Origin of the sequence: Streptomyces javensis (assembly GCF_039525925.1) — a bacterium.
GTDB classification, from domain to species: Bacteria; Actinomycetota; Actinomycetes; order Streptomycetales; family Streptomycetaceae; genus Streptomyces; species Streptomyces asiaticus.
In genome coordinates, this window is the sequence record NZ_BAAAIF010000044.1 from 17,322 (window position 1) to 33,618 (window position 16,297).

15 protein-coding genes are annotated in these 16,297 nt (G+C 71.2%); 1 reads left to right on the forward strand and 14 read right to left on the reverse strand.

Annotated features, from left to right (window positions below; all coding sequences use genetic code 11):
* Window positions 1–7 precede the first annotated feature (7 nt).
* The 11 genes from ABD329_RS31200 to ABD329_RS31250 all read right to left on the reverse strand — a co-directional run bounded on the left by ABD329_RS31200 (window position 8) and on the right by ABD329_RS31250 (window position 11,537).
* Window positions 8–706 (reverse strand): hypothetical protein, encoded by a 699-nt coding sequence (locus ABD329_RS31200; RefSeq protein WP_198281005.1) that lies wholly within the window; start codon window positions 704–706, stop codon window positions 8–10.
* Window positions 706–2,088, reverse strand: coding sequence for an ABC transporter substrate-binding protein (locus ABD329_RS31205; protein WP_198281004.1), 1,383 nt, complete (start codon window positions 2,086–2,088; stop codon window positions 706–708). Before ABD329_RS31205 ends, ABD329_RS31200 begins: the two co-directional genes overlap by 1 nt.
* 60 nt (window positions 2,089–2,148) lie before the next feature.
* Window positions 2,149–3,063 (reverse strand): carbohydrate ABC transporter permease, encoded by a 915-nt coding sequence (locus ABD329_RS31210; protein ID WP_198281003.1) that lies wholly within the window; start codon window positions 3,061–3,063, stop codon window positions 2,149–2,151.
* A complete protein-coding gene (locus ABD329_RS31215; protein ID WP_198281002.1) occupies window positions 3,060–3,947 on the reverse strand; it encodes a carbohydrate ABC transporter permease in 888 nt (295 codons plus the stop codon). The genes ABD329_RS31210 and ABD329_RS31215 overlap by 4 nt, the downstream gene beginning before the upstream one ends.
* A 67-nt stretch (window positions 3,948–4,014) precedes the next feature.
* Window positions 4,015–4,683: a 2'-5' RNA ligase family protein gene (locus ABD329_RS31220; RefSeq protein ID WP_198281001.1), complete on the reverse strand. Its 669-nt coding sequence runs from the start codon at window positions 4,681–4,683 to the stop codon at window positions 4,015–4,017.
* 57 nt (window positions 4,684–4,740) lie between these two features.
* Entirely contained in the window at window positions 4,741–5,778 is a 1,038-nt protein-coding gene (locus tag ABD329_RS31225) for a LacI family DNA-binding transcriptional regulator (RefSeq protein ID WP_344317232.1), read from the reverse strand.
* Window positions 5,775–6,437 carry an HAD family hydrolase gene (locus tag ABD329_RS31230; protein WP_198281464.1) on the reverse strand — a complete coding sequence of 221 codons (663 nt, stop codon included), beginning with the start codon at window positions 6,435–6,437 and terminating at the stop codon, window positions 5,775–5,777. Before ABD329_RS31230 ends, ABD329_RS31225 begins: the two co-directional genes overlap by 4 nt.
* Window positions 6,438–6,639: 202 nt before the next feature.
* On the reverse strand, window positions 6,640–7,689 hold the full coding sequence (locus tag ABD329_RS31235) for a Zn-dependent alcohol dehydrogenase (protein WP_198281465.1): 1,050 nt from the start codon (window positions 7,687–7,689) through the stop codon (window positions 6,640–6,642).
* A gap of 21 nt (window positions 7,690–7,710) precedes the next feature.
* Window positions 7,711–9,177, reverse strand: coding sequence for an aldehyde dehydrogenase family protein (locus ABD329_RS31240; protein WP_198281466.1), 1,467 nt, complete (start codon window positions 9,175–9,177; stop codon window positions 7,711–7,713).
* Window positions 9,174–10,568, reverse strand: a complete 1,395-nt coding sequence (locus tag ABD329_RS31245) for an acyl-CoA dehydrogenase family protein (RefSeq protein ID WP_344317233.1) — start codon at window positions 10,566–10,568, stop codon at window positions 9,174–9,176. Before ABD329_RS31245 ends, ABD329_RS31240 begins: the two co-directional genes overlap by 4 nt.
* Before the next feature lie 57 nt (window positions 10,569–10,625).
* Window positions 10,626–11,537 carry an SDR family NAD(P)-dependent oxidoreductase gene (locus tag ABD329_RS31250; RefSeq protein ID WP_198281263.1) on the reverse strand — a complete coding sequence of 304 codons (912 nt, stop codon included), beginning with the start codon at window positions 11,535–11,537 and terminating at the stop codon, window positions 10,626–10,628.
* A gap of 110 nt (window positions 11,538–11,647) precedes the next feature.
* Between ABD329_RS31250 and ABD329_RS31255 the strand changes: the two genes are divergently transcribed.
* Entirely contained in the window at window positions 11,648–12,574 is a 927-nt protein-coding gene (locus ABD329_RS31255) for a cyclase family protein (RefSeq protein WP_198281262.1), read from the forward strand.
* Window positions 12,575–12,846: 272 nt separating this feature from the next.
* On the opposite strand, the gene ABD329_RS31260 is transcribed toward ABD329_RS31255, so the two are convergent.
* The 3 genes from ABD329_RS31260 to ABD329_RS31270 form a co-directional block, all read right to left on the reverse strand.
* The gene (locus tag ABD329_RS31260; RefSeq protein WP_198281261.1) at window positions 12,847–13,422 is read right to left on the reverse strand and encodes an ATP-binding protein; all 576 of its coding nucleotides are present in this window, start codon (window positions 13,420–13,422) and stop codon (window positions 12,847–12,849) included.
* A 471-nt stretch (window positions 13,423–13,893) separates the two neighbouring features.
* Complete coding sequence (locus ABD329_RS31265; protein WP_344317236.1) at window positions 13,894–15,024, reverse strand: acyl-CoA dehydrogenase family protein; 1,131 nt, start codon at window positions 15,022–15,024, stop codon at window positions 13,894–13,896.
* Between the two features lie 7 nt (window positions 15,025–15,031).
* Window positions 15,032–16,195 (reverse strand): acyl-CoA dehydrogenase family protein, encoded by a 1,164-nt coding sequence (locus ABD329_RS31270; protein ID WP_198281516.1) that lies wholly within the window; start codon window positions 16,193–16,195, stop codon window positions 15,032–15,034.
* Between the last annotated feature and the right edge of the window lie 102 nt (window positions 16,196–16,297).

The window sequence follows — 16,297 nt, forward strand, 5'->3', positions numbered from 1 at the left end:
CTCGCCGTCACGGGGCCACCCTCGCCTCATGGGGCCGCTCCCACGCCGTCATGGGGCCACTCCCCCGCCCTGACACGGTCGCCTCGGCGCCCTGGAGCCGCCAGCTGCGGACGTGCACCCAGGTCATGTCCCGCCACCACTGCGCGTTCCAGTCGCCGCTGTGGAAGCGGAACAGCGAGATGGTCTCGGCGGTGAACCGCTTGGGCGGGTCCGCGGCCAGAGTGTCCAGGAACTCCCCGATCTCCTCGTAGAGGTCGGGCCGCAGGGTCAGCTCATGGGAGGCCACGGACAGATGTGCCCGGAATTCCGCCGGGTCGAAGGGTTTGAAGAGAAAGTCCGGCTGAATGGACGACACCGGCGCCAGCGCGGCGTTCACCGAGACCGCCAGGCCGACCATCTCGGGGTTGGGCGTCCCGTCCGGCAGATGGTGCACGTTGTACGCGAACCCCTTGCCGTGCCGGTCGATGCCGGAGTTGTACGTGGTGAACGACGTGGCCTCGGACAGCAGCGGGTCCAGCACCGCGATCAGCTCCTCCTCGGCGACCGTGGCGTGCACATTGCCCGCCAGGGTCGCGTGGGGCGGGAACGCCGCGCACGAGACCAGGCCGTACTGCTGCTTCATGAGCAGGTGCAGCCGGGCGAGCACCGCGCAGGTGCGCGGATCGGGGCGGAGGAAGACTCCGTAGCGGTGGGGGTTGTCTCGCATCACTGACCCGCCTGTTCCCGGTAGCGGTCGATGTCGCGGTTGGCGGCGGATTCGGCGGCCTTCAGCGCGGTGTCCAGCGGCGTCTTTCCGGCGAAGGCGGACTGGATCGGACCGAGCACATCGGCGCGCACGGTGGGCATCGCGCCGGTGAGGCATCCCGCCGCGGCCGTGGTGGCGGGCGTCTTGTTGAACTGGTCGATGACGGCCTTGAGATCGGGCCGGGCGGCGAGGGTCTTCTGCTGGCCGGGCAGCGCGTCCACCTTCTTGTTGATGGGCGCGTAGCCGGTCGCGCGGCTGAACTCCTCCTGGGACGCGGGCGAGGCCAGGAAGGCGGCCACCTGCCAGGAGGCGGCCTGCTCGGCGGCGCTGTGGCCGGGGCCGTTGACCCACAGGGCGGCGCCGCCGACGACGGGCCCGGAGGTCGCGGCCGGACCGGACAGCGGATAGGGCAGGGCCCGGTAGCGGAAGTCGGCGCCCTCCTTGACCTTCCCGGCGGCCCCGCTGCTGTTGAACATCATCGCGACCTTGCCCTGCTGGAAGGCGGTCACGGCGTTGGAGCCGTCCTCGCCCGTGTCCAGCCCCGCGCCGCTGGTGTAGAGATCGCTCACGGCACCGATGGCCTTGCGCTGCTGCGGGCTGGTGAGTTTCACACTGGACGCGGCGCCGCCCTTACGGCCGTTGTCGGGACCGCAGTAGGGCACTCCGGCGGCGGCGGTCAGCTGCTCGATCCACCAGGTGTCGAAGGGCTGGACCAGGCCCCCGGCCTTCGGCACCTTACGGTGGACGGTCTTCGCGGCGGCGACCACCTGGTCCAGGGTGTTCAGGGGTGTGTTCGCGGGCAGCCCCGCCTTCTTCAGCAGGTCGTCGTTGACGTAGAGCATCGGCATCGACGTGTTGAAGGGGACGGCCATCAGCTTGCCCTGGGCGCTGTAGTAGTTGCGCGCGGCGGGCCGTATGTCGTCCAGGGACAGCGTGCCGGGGTTGGCCTCGGCCAGGTCCTGGGCGGGCACGGTCTGGCCCGCGTCGTGCAGGAAGCCGGTGCTGATGTCGTAGGAGAGCAGCAGGCTCGGGGTGCTCTTGTCGCGGATGGCGGCGGTGTACTTGGCGAGCACGTCGGGGTATTGGCCCTGGTAGACGGCCTTGACCTCGATCTTGCCGCGGTGCTGGGCGTTGAACCGGTCGACGAGCTTCTGGAGCGCCACGGCGTTGGTGTCGCCGAGGCCGTGCCACAGGGTGACGGTGACGGGCCCCTTGGCGGCCTTGAGGGCCTCGGGGCCGGGGGCCTGGCCGGAAACGCCGGTGTCGTTCTTACCGTTGCCACCGCAGCCGCTGAGGGCGGCCAGCGCCACGAGGGCGGCGACGGCGGACGCGCTTCTGCGCATGGTGATGTTCCTCCGGGAAGGGGGCTTGAGAAGGGGGTGCGGGAAGACGGGAGAGCGGTGTCAGCGCGGGGAGGTGCGGGCGAGGCCGCGGAGCAGGAAGCGCTGGCCCACGATGACGAGCAGGAGGGTGGGAAGGAGGACGAGGGTGGTACCGGCGTAGATCACGCCGGGGCTGGTCGACTCGGCGTTGACCAGCTGGGAGATGCCCACCTGGACGGTGCGCCGGTCCGGGGAGTCGGTGATGAGCAGCGGCCAGAAGTAGCCGTTCCAGGCGGCCAGCGCGCTCCACAGGGTGGCCGCGGTCACCTGGGGCCTGGCCATCGGGAGCACGACGAGGACGAGGCAGCGCAGATCGCCGCAGCCGTCCAGCCGCGCCGCCTCCCACACCTCCCGGGGGAGCGTGAGGAACGCCTGCCGCAGCAGGAAGACCGGGTACCCGGCGGCGAGGAACGGCAAGGTGATCCCGAGGAGGGAGTCGCGCAGCCCGAGACCGGTGACGAGTTCGTAGTTCGGGATGACCAGGCTCTCACCGGGGATCGCCAGGGTGGCGACGATCACGGCGAACGCCACCGCGCGCCCCCTCCAGCGCGGAAACACCAGGGCGTACGCGGCCAGTGAGGACGTCAGCAGCTGGCCGCCCGTCTGGAGGGCGGTGACGAGCACGCTGACGACATACTGCTGCCCGAAGGGCACGTTGCGCAGCGCCTCACGGAAGTTGTCCAGGGTCAGCCGGGTGGGCAGCAGCGTTCCGTGCGCCACGTCCTGCGGCGGCAGCAGCCCGGTCAGTAGCGTGACGTAGACCGGGAAGCCGATGACGACCGTAAGGGCGACGAGCCACAGCCAGCGCACCATGTCGCGTGCGCGCAGCGGAGGGCGGGGGCGTGACCTTCGCGACCTCCGCGCCGCCGCGGTGGCCTCGGTGACCGTGGTGACCGTGGGGGTCGTGGGGGTCGTGGGTGTCGTGGTGACGGTCATGAGGTGGTCACCCGGCGGTTGAGGACGAGGAACTGCACGGCGGTGACGAGCAGGACGAGCGCCAGCAGTACGACCGCGATGGCCGAGGCCCGGCCGTAGTCGGGCACCCCGCCGCCGAAGGCCCGCTGGTACAGCTCCACGACCAGGGTGGTCGTCGCGTCGGAGGGGCCGCCCCGGGTGAGCACCTGGACCTGCGTGAAGATCTGGAGTCCGCTGATCGTCTGGGTGACGGCGAGGAAGAACAGGCTGGGCGAGATCAGCGGCACGATCACGCCGCGCACCAGTCGCAGACCGCTCGCCCCGTCCAGCTCCGCGGCCTCCAGCACCTCCGAGGGCAGATTCCGGACAGCGGCCGTCAGTACGAGGACGGCGAACCCGAACTCGTACCAGGCGGTCGCCAGGGCCACGCACAGCATCGCCCACCCCGGGGACTGCAACCACGGCGGGCCCTCGTACCCCAGCTTCGCCAGCACGTGGTTGAGCGTGCCGACCGACGGGGCGAACAGCCCGGCGAAGCAGGCCGAGGCCGAGGCGGCGGAGTAGGCGAAGGGGAGGGAGAAGACGAGCTGGAAGAGGCGGCGTCCGACGATGCGGCGGCGCAGCGGCAGGACTGCCGCCAGCGCCCCCGCCGTGGCCATGGCCACGCTGGCGACCGTAAGGATGAGCGTGGTGAGCAGCACGCGGCGGCTCGCCGGGTCGGTCAGCAGCTGGGTGTAGTTGTCGAACCCGACCGAACGGGTCGGATTGCCGAGCAGATCGGTCCCCCTGGTGCTCAGCCAAATGCCGCGCCCCAGGGGCCAGTAGAGGAAGACAGCGATCAACAGCAGGGTCGGCACGGTCAGCCAGGGGCCGAGCCGGGGGCGACGAGGGCCCGCGCGCTTCAATGGTGGAACGTTCCCGCACATGGCTGAAAAGCTATGCGGCATCGACGTCTTGGGGGCGGCCGAAAGGTTACGGCCCGACGAACGTCCTCAGCGACGACAAGCACCCTCGCTCCAGGCGCCAGCTGCGGACGTGGTCCCAGGTCATGTTCCGCCACCACTGCGCATGCCAGTCCGGGCTCCGGAAGCGGTACAGCGAGATCGTGTCGGCCGTGAAGCTCCGCGGCGGCTCCCACCCCAGGCCCTCGACGAAATCGGCGATTTCCGGCCGGAGTTCGGGGCGCAGCAGCAGCTCATGGGAGGCGATGGACAGATGCGCGCGGAATTGGCCGGGGTCCAGCGGATTGGCGCGGTAGTGGTCCATTGGCTTGGCCACTGGACCAATCGCCCAGCGTACCGTGTCGAGCAGGGCGGTGATCCCGGGGTTCGGGGAGCCGCCGGGCAGGTCGTGGAGATTGAACCCGATGCCTCCTCCGCCCTTCTCAATGCCCAAGTTGTACGCGGTGAAGGCGGCGGTGCCCGCCAGTGCCGCACCGATCCGACCGGTCAGCTCGTCCTCGGGCGCGTCGGTGGGCATATTGCCCGCGAGGGTGGCGTGGGGCGGGTAGGCGGCGCAGGAGACCAGCCCGTACTGCTGCCTGAGCAGCAGATGGAGATCGGTCAGCAGGGCGCAGGTGCCGGGGTCGGGGCGGAGGAAGACGCCGTAGCGGAAGGACGAGGCGGCCGAGGGCGCGGACATGGTTTCTCCGGTACGTCAGCGGCGCGGCTCCGGGCTCCGGCGGGCGGACCCCCGGATTCAGCGCCGCGCGGGATGGGATGGGGGCGGGGCGGTGGTGTTTCCGGCCACCAGCGCCCCGCGCAGGGGTATGTGGCGGGTGGGCATGGAGCGGTCCTCGCGGAGCTCCAGCAGCAGGTCGATGGCGCGTCGGCCGACCTCGTCCAACGGCTGGCGCAGCGTGGTCAGCCCGAGGAGCGGGGTGGCGAGCGGCCCGATGCCGTCGAAGCCGGTGACCGACATGTCGTCGGGCACCCGCACTCCGGCTCGACGGAGCCGTTCCAGGACGCTGACCATGACATCGTCCTGGGGGCACATGATCGCTGTGATCTCACGGTCCTCGAGCAGTGCGGGCACCGCCTCGACGGGGGCTTCCGGGCCATCGGTCAGTTCGGAGACGACGGTGTCGACACCGCGCTCCCGCAGGCCGTTCACCATCGCGGCGGTACGGGCGTACTGCGTGATCGACAGCGCCTCCGGCACCAGCAGCACGGCAACCCGGCGGTGTCCGAGGGATACCAGGTGGTCCACGAGCTGCTCCGCGCCGTCCTCCTCGTCGCAGTAGACGCTGTTGATCGCCGGATGCGGCTCCGGCCGTCCGGCGACGACCGTCGGCACCCGTTCGACGAAGGGGGCGATGTCCCGGGCCGGAAGCAGACCGCTGCACACCACCAGCCCCTCGACCCTGAGGGAGAGGAGCGTCTGGAGGGCACGGCGCTCCTCGGCGAGGGCGAAGTCCCGTACGCCGGTCGCGGTGACGACCCGGTAGCCGCCTTCGATGGCGCGCCCCTGGAGTGCCGCGTGGAGATGTCCGTAGAAGGGGCGGACGGCGTCGCGGACGAGCACCCCCAGGGTGTGCGTCCGCTGCGCGACCAGCCCCTGCGCCATGGCGTTCTTGACGTAGCCGAGCCGCTGAGCGACGTCGAGGATGCGCGAGCGGGCCTCCTCGCTGATGCGTCCCTGACCCAGCAGGGCACGGGAGACCGCGGACTTCGAAACCCCCGCTTCCCGCGCGATGTCGATGATCGTGGGCGCCTTATTGGCCTTTTCCTCCGTCACCGGCTACCAGTACCACAGCTCGTGGAACCGTCCCGGGTCGGCCCGTGGGGCAGCAGCCCGCGGTCGGCGAGTACGGCGCGGGCGGGCACGGCCCCGGTCCACAACCGGGCGTCCCAGCCGTGCTCCCTGGCCGCGTCGATGTTCTTACGGCGGTCATCGAAGAAGAGGACGCGCTCCGGCGGTATGCCGAGAAGTTCGGTCATCCGCCGGTAGACGGCGGGGTCGGGCTTGGCGATGCCGTGGTCCGCCGAGAACATCAGCCGGTCGAAGTGGACGGACCAGTCGCTGCGTTCCGCGGTCCTGGCCAGCACATGGGGGGCGTTCGACAGCAGCGCGAGCCGGGTGCCCTGCCGCCGCAGGTCCTCCACCAGGGCATGGGAGGGCCCGTCGAGCCGTGTCCAGATGTCGACTTCGGCGCTCACCAGGGCGTCGACCGCGCCGGGGCGCAGCGGGGCGCCGAGCGCGCCGGCCACGGCCGACCAGTAGGCGATGTCGGAGCCGCCGAGGTCGTAGGCGTCACGATGCGCCCAGTACGCCTCGGCGAACGCCGCTTCCTCGACTCCGAGCAGCCCGGCCAGCCGCTCCTCCAGACCGGACAGCCCGCGCGGCCGTGTCAGCACCTCGCCGAGGTCGAAGACCACGGTGAGAGGGATGTCCATCTCGGCTGCCGTATCGGCCGTCACCTCGACTGCCGTATCGGCTGTCAGATCGGCTGCCGTATCGATTGCCTTACCGGCTGCGCCATTCAGGCGGGAACGTTCCACCAGGGCAACGTAACCGGCGGAGCCCACAAGAGAGGCAACGGCGACGGGAAGGCCGGGTGAACAGCCCTCGTCGTCGGACGCACCGGATACCACCCGTTCAGAAGGTGAGCACGGCGCGCGCCACCCGGCCGTGGTGGGCGTCGTCGGCGGCCTTGGCGAAGTCCTCCAAGGGGTAGGTACGGCTCACGAGTTCGTCCAGCAGCAGCCGCCCCTGCCGGTAGAGGTCGGCGTACAGCGCGATGTCGGCCTGCGGCCGTGAGGAGCCGTAGCGGCAGCCCAGGATGGACTTGTCCAGGTACATGGAGGAGACGCGGAAGGCCGCCTCGGCGTCGGCGGGCGGCACCCCGAGCAGCACCGCCTGGCCGTGCCGGTCGAGCAGATCGACGGCCTGACGGATGAGCCGGGTGGAGCCGACGCATTCGAATGCGTGGTCCGCGCCGGTCGGCAGGATCTCCCGTACGGCGTCGGCGGAGGGGACGAAGTGGGTCGCACCGAACCGCCGGGCCATCGGCTCCTTTGCGGGGTTGGAGTCCACGGCGACGATGGGCGACGCCCCGGCGATCCGGGCCCCTTGCAGCACGTTGAGCCCGATGCCGCCGCTGCCGATGACGACGACCGACTCACCGCGGTCCACCTTGGCGCGGTTGAGCACGGCGCCGACGCCGGTGAGTACGGCACAGCCGATGAGGGCGGCGGGGACGAGTGGGATGTCCTCGGGGATCGGCACCACCTGGACGGCGGTGACGAGGGTGCGCTCGGCGAAGGCGGAGTTCGAGGCGAAGTTGTACAGCCGCTCGTCGCCACGGCGGAACGGCCGGGTCGGCCGGCCGATCGCCGCGCGGCACATGGTGGGGCGGCCCCGGGCGCAGTCGGCGCAGGTGCCGCAGTTGGCGAGGGTGGAGAGCGCCACATGATCACCGGGTGCGACATGGGTGACGCCCGGCCCGACCTCCTCGACCACGCCCGCGCCCTCGTGGCCGAGGACCACGGGGAGGGGGAAGGGGATCGTGCCGTCGACGACCGACAGATCGCTGTGGCACAGCCCGGCGGCCGCGATGCGCACCAGCACCTCGCCGGGGCCGGGGTCGCGCACCTCCAAGTCCTCGACCACGCGCGGCGCGGTGCCGTCGAAGATGACGCCTCTCATCCTCATCACCCTTCCGGTGCCTCAGGCGACCCAGACCAGCGACTGGAGTTCGCTGTACGCGTGCAGCCCGAACGAACCCCCGTCGCGGCCGACTCCGCTTTCCTTGAAGCCGCCGAACGGTGTCTCGGGGTGGCGCTGGGCGGTGTTGATGCCGACGTTTCCGCTGCGCAGACGGGCGGCGAGGGCCCAGGCGCGGCCCGCGTCGGCGCTGAAGACGTAGTCGTAGAGGCCGTAGGGGGTGGCGTCGGCGATCCGCACCGCCTCGTCCTCGTCGTCGAAGGGCAGGGCCACGACGACCGGGCCGAACAACTCCTCGCGCGCGACGGTCATCGTGGGGTCGGCGTCGGCGATCAGCGTGGGGGCGGCGTAGAAGCCGGGCTTGAGCGCGGGGCGTTCGCCGCCCACGACGATCCGGGCGCCCTGTTCACGGGCGCCGGAGACATACGCCTCGACGCGATCGCGCTGCGCGGCGGAGATCAACGGACCGACGGCCGTGGAGTTATCCACAGGGTCCCCGATCTTCAGTGACTCTGCGTAGTGTGTGAGTGCGGCGATGACCTTCTCGTACAGCGATCGATGTACGAGCACACGGGTCGGCGCCGTGCAGATCTGTCCGCTGTGAAAGGAGAAGGTCGAACCGACCGCCCCGACCGCCGACGCGATCACTCGCTCGTCGGCGTCCCCCAGGACGATGGCCGCGCCCTTGCCCCCCAGTTCCATCAGGGTGCGCTTCATCGACCGCCCCGCGGCTTCGGCGATCTTCTTCCCCACGGCGGTGGATCCGGTGAAGCTGACCATGTCGACACCGGGGTGCGCGACCAGCGCCTCGCCGACGGCCGCGCGCGAGCCGGTGACGACATTGAAGGCACCGTCCGGGAGCCCGGCCTCCTTCAGCAGCGGGCCGAGTTCGAGACAGCACAGCGGATCTTGCGGCGCGGGTTTGGCCACAACCGTATTGCCCATGGCCAGGGCCGGGGCCACCTTGCCCGCGAGATTCGTGAGAGGGAAGTTGTAGGAGGTGATGCAGCAGACGACACCGAGCGGACGGCGGACCGCTGCCGCCCCGATCAGCCCGCCGGGCGCCAGCGGGGTGGCGGCCAGGGGCAGCGGGGCCAGCGGCACGGTGTCCGGTTCGAGGGCGCCGCGCGCATAGCGGCGGAAGCGGTCGATCGCCGGGGGCACCTGGAGGGACGAGGTGACGCGCAGCGTCGCCCCGGTCTCCGCCTGGACGAGGGGCACCAGGTCCGGGGCGTGCTCGGCGAGCAGATCGGCGGCCCGGTCGAGTACGGCGGCGCGCTCCTTTGGGGCGGTGCGCGACCAGCCGTCGTACGCGGCCCGGGCGGCCCGCACCGCGGCGTCCACATCGGCCGGATCGGCCTCGGGGGCATGGCCGACGGTTTCCTCGGTGGCGGGGTTGATGACGGGGTAGTGCCCGTTCCCGGGATCCCGCCACGAGCCGTCGATCCAGTGCGCGTAGGTCTTCGTCATCGGCGTGATTCCTTGGGGAGGTGAAGTACGCGCTCGGCGATGATGGTGCGCTGGATCTCGTCCGAGCCGCCGTAGATGGTGTCGGCACGGGAGAAGAGGAAGAGACGCTGGAAGGCGTCGAGTTCGTACGGCCGGCCGGCGGTCCAGCGCGCCGGGCCGAGTGCGGCCGCGGCGCCTCTCACCTGCACGGCCAGCTCGCCGAGCCGCTGATGCCAGCCGCCCCACAGCAGCTTGGCGACGCTGGGCGCGCCGGGGTCCTGCGGTCCGGAGTGGTGCGGGCCGGGGGCAGGCGAGCCAGGGGCAGGCGAGCCGGAATCGGGCGAGCCGGGGTCGGGTGAGCCGGGGGCCTGGGGGTCCGCGCTCCTCGGGGGGAGGTCATGGGGGGCGGCCTTCCGCGGGGCGGGGTCCCGGGCCGACCGGGCGGAGTTCGGGGCGGGGCTCTGTGCGCTGCCCAGGGTGCGCAGGGCGTTCCAGCGCATGGCCTTGAGCTCGGCCCACTGCCGTACGAGCCGGTCACGGAGGACGGGCTCCTCCGCGGCGCCGGTCTCCAGCGCCAGCCGCACCACCCGGCTCAGCTCATGGGCGAAGCCGATCTGCTGGACCAGGGTGGAGACCCCGCGCTCCACCGCCAGCAGGCTCATGGCCACGCGCCAGCCGTGGCCCGCGCCGCCGACGAGGTGTTCGGCGCGGGCCACGGCCCCGTCGAAGAACACCTCGTTGAACTCCGCGGTCCCGGTCAGCTGCCGGATCGGCCGCACCTCGATCCGTCCCGGCTGGTCCATGGGCACCAGCAGAAAGGAGAGTCCATGATGGCGCTGTGAGCCCTCCTCGGTGCGCGCCAGCACAAAGCACCAGTCGGCCTCATGGGCGAGGGAGGTCCAGATCTTCTGCCCGGTGATGCGATAGGTGCCCTCGCCCGGGTCGCGGACGGCGCGGGTCCGCAGCCCGGCGAGGTCCGAACCGGCGTCGGGTTCGCTGTAGCCCTGGCACCACACCTCCTCGCCACGGGCGATGGGCGGCAGAAAGCGGGTGCGCTGGGCGGAGTCGCCGTGGGCGAGCAGGGTGGGACCGAGGAGGTTCTCGCCGATATGCCCCAGTCGGCCGGGCGCCCCGGCGCGGGCGTACTCCTCGGCCCAGACGACCTGTTCGGTCAGCGTCGCGGCGCGGTTGCCGTACGCCCCGTCCGTGCGGTCCCAGCCCAGGCCGATCCAGCCGCCCGTGCCGAGCTCTCGCTCCCAGGCGCGGCGTACGGCCATGTCGCCGTGCGCCTCGCCGGGGTGGCCGCCGGTCTGCTGTTTGAGGGCGGCGAACGGTCCGGTGAAGTGCTCGGCCAGCCAGTCGCGCGCCTCGGCGCGGAACCGCTCGTCCTCCGGTCCGAAAGCGAAGTCCACAGCCTCTCCCCTCGTCGGCCCTGGTGGGTGTTTCCGGTACGCCCGCCGTCGCCGGGGTCAGGCGTTGGGGCGTTGGCCGTCGGCGGCGGCCTGGGCCATGGCCTCCAGCTGGGCCAGCATGGGCATGGGGTCGGTGCCGACCGTGCCCGGGAGGAAGTCGGCGATCTTCTCCGGGGTCCAGGCGCCCTCGGCGTATCCGGCACGCAGTTCACGGGGCTGGGCCCAGACCGCGATCTTGGGGCCCGCGATCGTATAGACCTGGCCGGTGATCCGCTCCGCGCGGGCGCGTTCGCTCAGCAGATAGACGACCAGGGCCGCCACATCCTCCGGCTCGCCGATCTCCTTGAGCTCCATCGGTACGTTGGCGGACATCCGGGTGCGGGCGACCGGGGCGACACAGTTCGCGGTGACGCCGTACTTGTGCAGCCCCAGCGCGGCGCTGCGCATCAGGGAGATGATTCCCCCCTTGGCGGAGGCGTAGTTGGCCTGGGCGACGCTGCCCTGGTGGTTGCCGCTGGTGAAGCCGATCAGGGTGCCGGAGCGCTGGCGGCGCATCACCGCCGACGCCGCCCGGAAGACCGTGAAGGTGCCCTTGAGATGAGTGGCGACGACCGGGTCCCACTCCTCCTCGGACATGTTGAACAGCATTCGCTCGCGCAGGATCCCGGCGACGCAGACGACCCCGTCCAGCCGTCCGTACCGCTCCAGCGCGGTGTCCACGATCCGCTGGCCACCGGCCATGGTCGAGATGTCGTCGGCGACCGCGACCGCCTCGCCGCCCGCCGCCGCGATCTCCTTGACCACGGCCTCGGCGACCTCGCTGCTCGGTTCGCCGCCCTCGATCGAGACCCCGTAGTCGTTGACGACGACCTGTGCCCCCTCGGCCGCACAGGCGAGGGCCACCGCTCGTCCGATACCGCGTCCGGCCCCGGTGACGGCGACCACCTTGCCGTCCAAGAAGTTGCCCACGTCGCATCCCCTTCCGGAGTTTCTGACGGTCCGTTAGATTTTTGAGCAGACGCGGCCCGAGTACAAGCCCCCGCACACAAACGCCGACCGGGAACGCCGAAGGAGACGCCATGACGCTGCCAGCCGAGTTCCACGAGATCGCCAAGCGCGTCAACAACTGGGGCCGCTGGGGGACGGCGGACGAGATCGGCACGCTCAACCTGATCACCGACACCGTGGTCCGGGAGGCCGCCGCGACGATACGGACCGGCCGTCGCATACCGCTCGCGGTGCCGCTGCGGCAGGACGGCATCCAGACCGGAATGATCCCCGGGCGGGTCAACCCGCTGCATACGATGATCGCGGTCAATTTCGAGATGTTCGGCCCGGGCACGGTGGCGACCAGCGACGACGCCGTGACGATGGGACTCCAGGCCGGTACCCACTGGGACGGGCTGACCCATGTCTCGCACTCCGGCAGGATCTACAACGGCCGCCCCGCCGACTCCATCACCTCCCATGACCGGGCCGCCTTCAGCGGTATCGACAAGGCGGGCCCCCTCGTCTCGCGCGGGGTGCTGCTCGATGTGGCCCGGGCCCGGGGCGCCGAGCGGCTGCCCGAGGGGCATGTGGTCACCCCCGAAGACCTCGACGCCGCCGAGGAGCTGGCCGGGACGAGGGTCCGCCCCGGCGATATCGTGCTCGTCCGCACCGGGCAGATCCAGCGCTATCTGGCGGGCGAGAAGGAGGCATACGCGTTCCCCTCACCGGGGCTTTCCCTGCGCACGCCCGAGTGGTTCCACGCCCGCGATGTGGCGGCGGTCGCCAATGACACCCTGACCTTCGAGGCCTTCCCACCGGAGATCGAGGACCTCTGGATGCCGGTCCACGCCCTCGACCTGGTCGAGATGGGCATGCTTCAGGGCCAGAACTGGAATCTGGAGGAACTCTCCGAAGCCTGCGCCGAGGAGGGGCGCTACGCCTTTCTGCTGACGGCCCCGCCGGAGCCGTTCGTCGGCGGCACGGGCTCACCCGTCGCACCCGTCGCGATCCTCTGACGGCCTGACGCCGCCCATGCCCTGACGTTTCCGATGCCCATGGAGGGGACGGCGGGCCGGTCTCTTTCGGGTGGCGGTGCGCTCATGCGCGCCCCGAGCACGGCACCGCGCACCGCCACCCGGCTCCCGGCGCTGAGCCCTGTTTCAGCAGCGGGGGCGCGACCCGCACTCGCCAAGGAACGTCCCCGCGAACACACGGTTCACAGAGACACCACTGCCCTCGGCGTCCCCTCGCGACGAATCGCTGATCCTAGAGTGATCAACCGAACACGTCACGTCAACACCTGGTCTGGACTTTGCCTGATTCGCCCCATGTGTGAAGGCGCATGGGAGGCCGCTCGCTTCCTGGAAAGCGGCTCCTCGCCCTTCGCCCGGTCGATTTCACACCAGATCCGCTTGCCGGAGCCCTCCGGCTGCCAGCCCCAGCGGTCGGCGAGGCCGTCGACCAGCTCCAGACCGCGCCCATGAGTGTCCCCCTCATCGGCGCAGCGCTGACGCGGAGCGCGGTCACTGGCGTCGGCGACCTCGACCCGGACGGTTCCCACACCGGCACCCCGGCTCGGGAACGGCCCCGACGTCCCGCCCCCGGCACCGCCGCCGCTCCCGGCAGCGCCACCGCTCCCGCCGCCCATCGACTGGGCGGGGAAGAGCATCCGCAGCACGGCCGGACAGCCGGTGTGCACCACGGCGTTGGTGACGAGTTCGGAAATGAGCAGAATCAACGTCTCGGCGAGTGGCTCATCGGCTCCGATTCCGGATCCGACAAGCCGCGAACGGGCCCATCGACGGGCACGGCTCACCTCCGCCGGGTCGGGCCTGACCTCCATCTGCGCCTGAAGCACCTGCACCGCTCACACCATCCGAACCGGCAGACACATCGCCTTGTACCTCCAAGAGGTCACGGACCGTGACACTCCCCCAGCTTCCGCTGGGAGGTACCCCCGTGCGCGACAGCATGGTTGACGTACAGTCACCCCAACAAGCGCTTCGGTCATATTCCAGCGCCAAGGAGTATGCGTGGGGCATACTGTGCGACACGCGTCCTGAGGACTCGAACATCGAGGCTGGGGCGTCGCATACCCCGGGCGAGCGGGGCACGTCGTCATGCCCGGAATCGCCCCATGGGCAACGCCGGGCTTCTCGCACCCCATAAGCGCTCGCACCCCACGGAGAGTACCCGAGCCCGGGCCCGACTCCACCCTGTGACGAGTCACGCCTAGGAAACAACCTGGTATCAACGCTCGGTCACCTCGGAAGCTCTGGGGATCTCCCCAGAGAATGCGACATCCCAACAATTCAGGCGTATCCATCGAGCCCGGCTACAAACATGTTTCAACGGTCGACACGAGCCCGGCCGCCAGTTCCTCCTCCCCCTCCGCCGCGGACTGCCACTGACCTGCCCGCACCCAGGCCCGCTTGAGATGGAGGTGGACATCCGCTTCCCAGGTGAAGCCCATCCCGCCATGAACTTGCAGACAATCGCGGGCATTGTGGACAGCGGCCTCATCGGCCAGCAACTTGGCCGCCGCGATGTCACCCGGGTCTTCTGTGACCGCCGCGGCATACACCACACTTCTGGCTGATTCGGCGCGAACCAGCATCTGGGCGCACAGATGCTGTACGGCCTGGAAGGCGCCGATCGGCCGGCCGAACTGGGTGCGCCGCTTGGCGTGGTCCACCGCGAGCTCGACCGTACGGGAGGCGCTGCCCAGCTGTTGGGCCGCGGTCAGCAGCGCCGCCTCGCGGCGCAGCCGGGCGGCGAGCCCCGAACGGCCCGGCCCCGCCTGGTCCGTCCGGTCGGCCTGGTCCGTCCGGTCAGGCCGGTCCGTCCGGTCAGGCCGGTCCGTCCGCTCGGGCCGGTCCGTCTGTTCCGCCTGGTCCAGCCCGGTGCGGCGCGGGGTCGTCCGGTGCAGCGGGGTGGCCGGGTCGACGGAGCGCATCGGCTCCACCGAACGCACCGCATCCGCCGCCGGAATCACCTCGACCGCCCTCGGCCCCAGCACCAGCACCACATCGGCGGAGGCCAGATGCTCGACCGGCGCACCGCCCTCGTCCAGCGCCGTCACCACCGTCTCGCCCCGGGCCGCACCCGCCGCCAAGGACCCCGAAAGCCCCGCCGCGAGCTCCGTCGCGACCAGCGGCCCCGGCAGCAGCGCACGGCCCGCCTCCTCGAAGGCCAGCACCACCTCCGGCAGCCCCAGCCCCACCCCGCCCGCCGACTCCGGCACCCGCAGCGCGAACAGGCCCGCCGCGCCCAGCTCCCGCCACAGCGCCCGGTCCAGCTCTCCGCCCCGCTCCGCGCCGCCGTCACCCCGCACCGCGCCGCCGTCGCCCCGCACCGCGCCCCCGTCCACCACCGCCCGCAGCCGGGTGCGCGGAAAGCGCCGTTCCAGCAGTTCGCGCATCCCCGTCCGCAGCGCCCGCTGGTCGTCCGTGAGCTGGAAGTCCACGCCCCGCTCACCGTCCCTTCGGCAGGCCGAGGATCCGCTCGGCCACGATGTTCCGCTGGATCTGCGAGGTCCCCGCCGCGATGGTGTACGAGAGCGAGGAGAGCCGGTCGGCGACCCACTCCTGACCCGCGTCCAGCGCGTCCGACCCCAGCACCTCGGCGGCCGCGTCGTACAGCTCCTGCCGCACCTGCGAGTAGCGCAGTTTGAAGACCGAGCCGCCGACGCCCGGCACCCCGCCGGTGCGCTGCGCCTCGCTCACATTCCACTGGGTGAGCCGCCACAGCGCCGCGCACTCCGCCGCCAGCCGCCCCAACCGGCGCCGGAGCACCGCGTCGTCCCAGCGCCCGTTGGCCCGCGCCGTCCCGGCCAGCGCCTCAAGCACCCGCTTGCAGGCGACCACCTCGCCCACGAAGGCCGTACCGCGTTCGAAGGAGAGGGTCACCATGGTCACCCGCCAGCCGTCATTCTCCTCCCCGACCCGGTGACCGACCGGCACTCGCACCTCGTCCAGGAACACCTCGGCGAACTCCGCCGTCCCGGCGAGGGTCCGCAGTGGTCGCACCGTCACCCCGGGCGCGTCCATCGGCATCGCAAGCCAGGTGATGCCCCGGTGCTTCGGCGTGTCGGCGTTTACCGGCGCGGTGCGCACCAACAGTTCGCACCAGTCGGCGATCTCGGCGTGCGAGGTCCAGATCTTGGATCCGCTGATGACGTACTCGTCGCCGTCCCGTACCGCCCGGGTGCGCAGCGACGCCAGGTCGGAGCCGGCGTCCGGTTCGGAGAACCCCTGGCACCAGACCTCGTCCCCGCGCAGGATCGGCGGCAGCCAGCGCGCCCGCTGCTCGGGGGTGCCCTCGGCGGCGATGGTGGGGCCCGCGTGCAGCAGTCCGACGAATCCCGCGCCCACATAGGGCGCACCGGCGCGCTCGGTCTCCTCCAGGAAGATCAGATGCTGGGTGGGCGTCGCGCCCCGGCCGCCCGCGTCCTCGGGCCAGTGCAGTCCGGCGTAGCCCGCGTCATGCAGCATGCGCTGCCAGCCGCAGTCATAGGCGCGGCGGCCGGGCCAGTCGGCCGGGTGCGGACGGTCCGGCAACTTGGGCAGGACCTCGGCGAGCCAGGCGCGCAGCCGGTGCCGGAAGTCCTCCTCGTCCTCCGTGTAGGTGAGATCCATCAGCGGCCGACCTCCGTTTCTGATGGTCCGTCAGACAAGATGGACTTCCGCAGGCTAGTCCGCACCCCCTGGACCGACAAGGCGCACACCCTTACGCTTCAG

Coding starts and splice junctions, on each gene's coding strand:
- ABD329_RS31210 (WP_198281003.1), bottom strand. CDS start 3,063: ATGACCGTCACCACGACACCCACGACCCCCACGACCCCCACGGTCACC.
- ABD329_RS31220 (WP_198281001.1), bottom strand. CDS start 4,683: ATGTCCGCGCCCTCGGCCGCCTCGTCCTTCCGCTACGGCGTCTTCCTC.
- ABD329_RS31255 (WP_198281262.1), top strand. CDS start 11,648: ATGACGCTGCCAGCCGAGTTCCACGAGATCGCCAAGCGCGTCAACAAC.
- ABD329_RS31270 (WP_198281516.1), bottom strand. CDS start 16,195: ATGGATCTCACCTACACGGAGGACGAGGAGGACTTCCGGCACCGGCTG.
- ABD329_RS31230 (WP_198281464.1), bottom strand. CDS start 6,437: ATGGACATCCCTCTCACCGTGGTCTTCGACCTCGGCGAGGTGCTGACA.
- ABD329_RS31205 (WP_198281004.1), bottom strand. CDS start 2,088: ATGCGCAGAAGCGCGTCCGCCGTCGCCGCCCTCGTGGCGCTGGCCGCC.
- ABD329_RS31200 (WP_198281005.1), bottom strand. CDS start 706: ATGCGAGACAACCCCCACCGCTACGGAGTCTTCCTCCGCCCCGATCCG.
- ABD329_RS31235 (WP_198281465.1), bottom strand. CDS start 7,689: ATGAGAGGCGTCATCTTCGACGGCACCGCGCCGCGCGTGGTCGAGGAC.
- ABD329_RS31240 (WP_198281466.1), bottom strand. CDS start 9,177: ATGACGAAGACCTACGCGCACTGGATCGACGGCTCGTGGCGGGATCCC.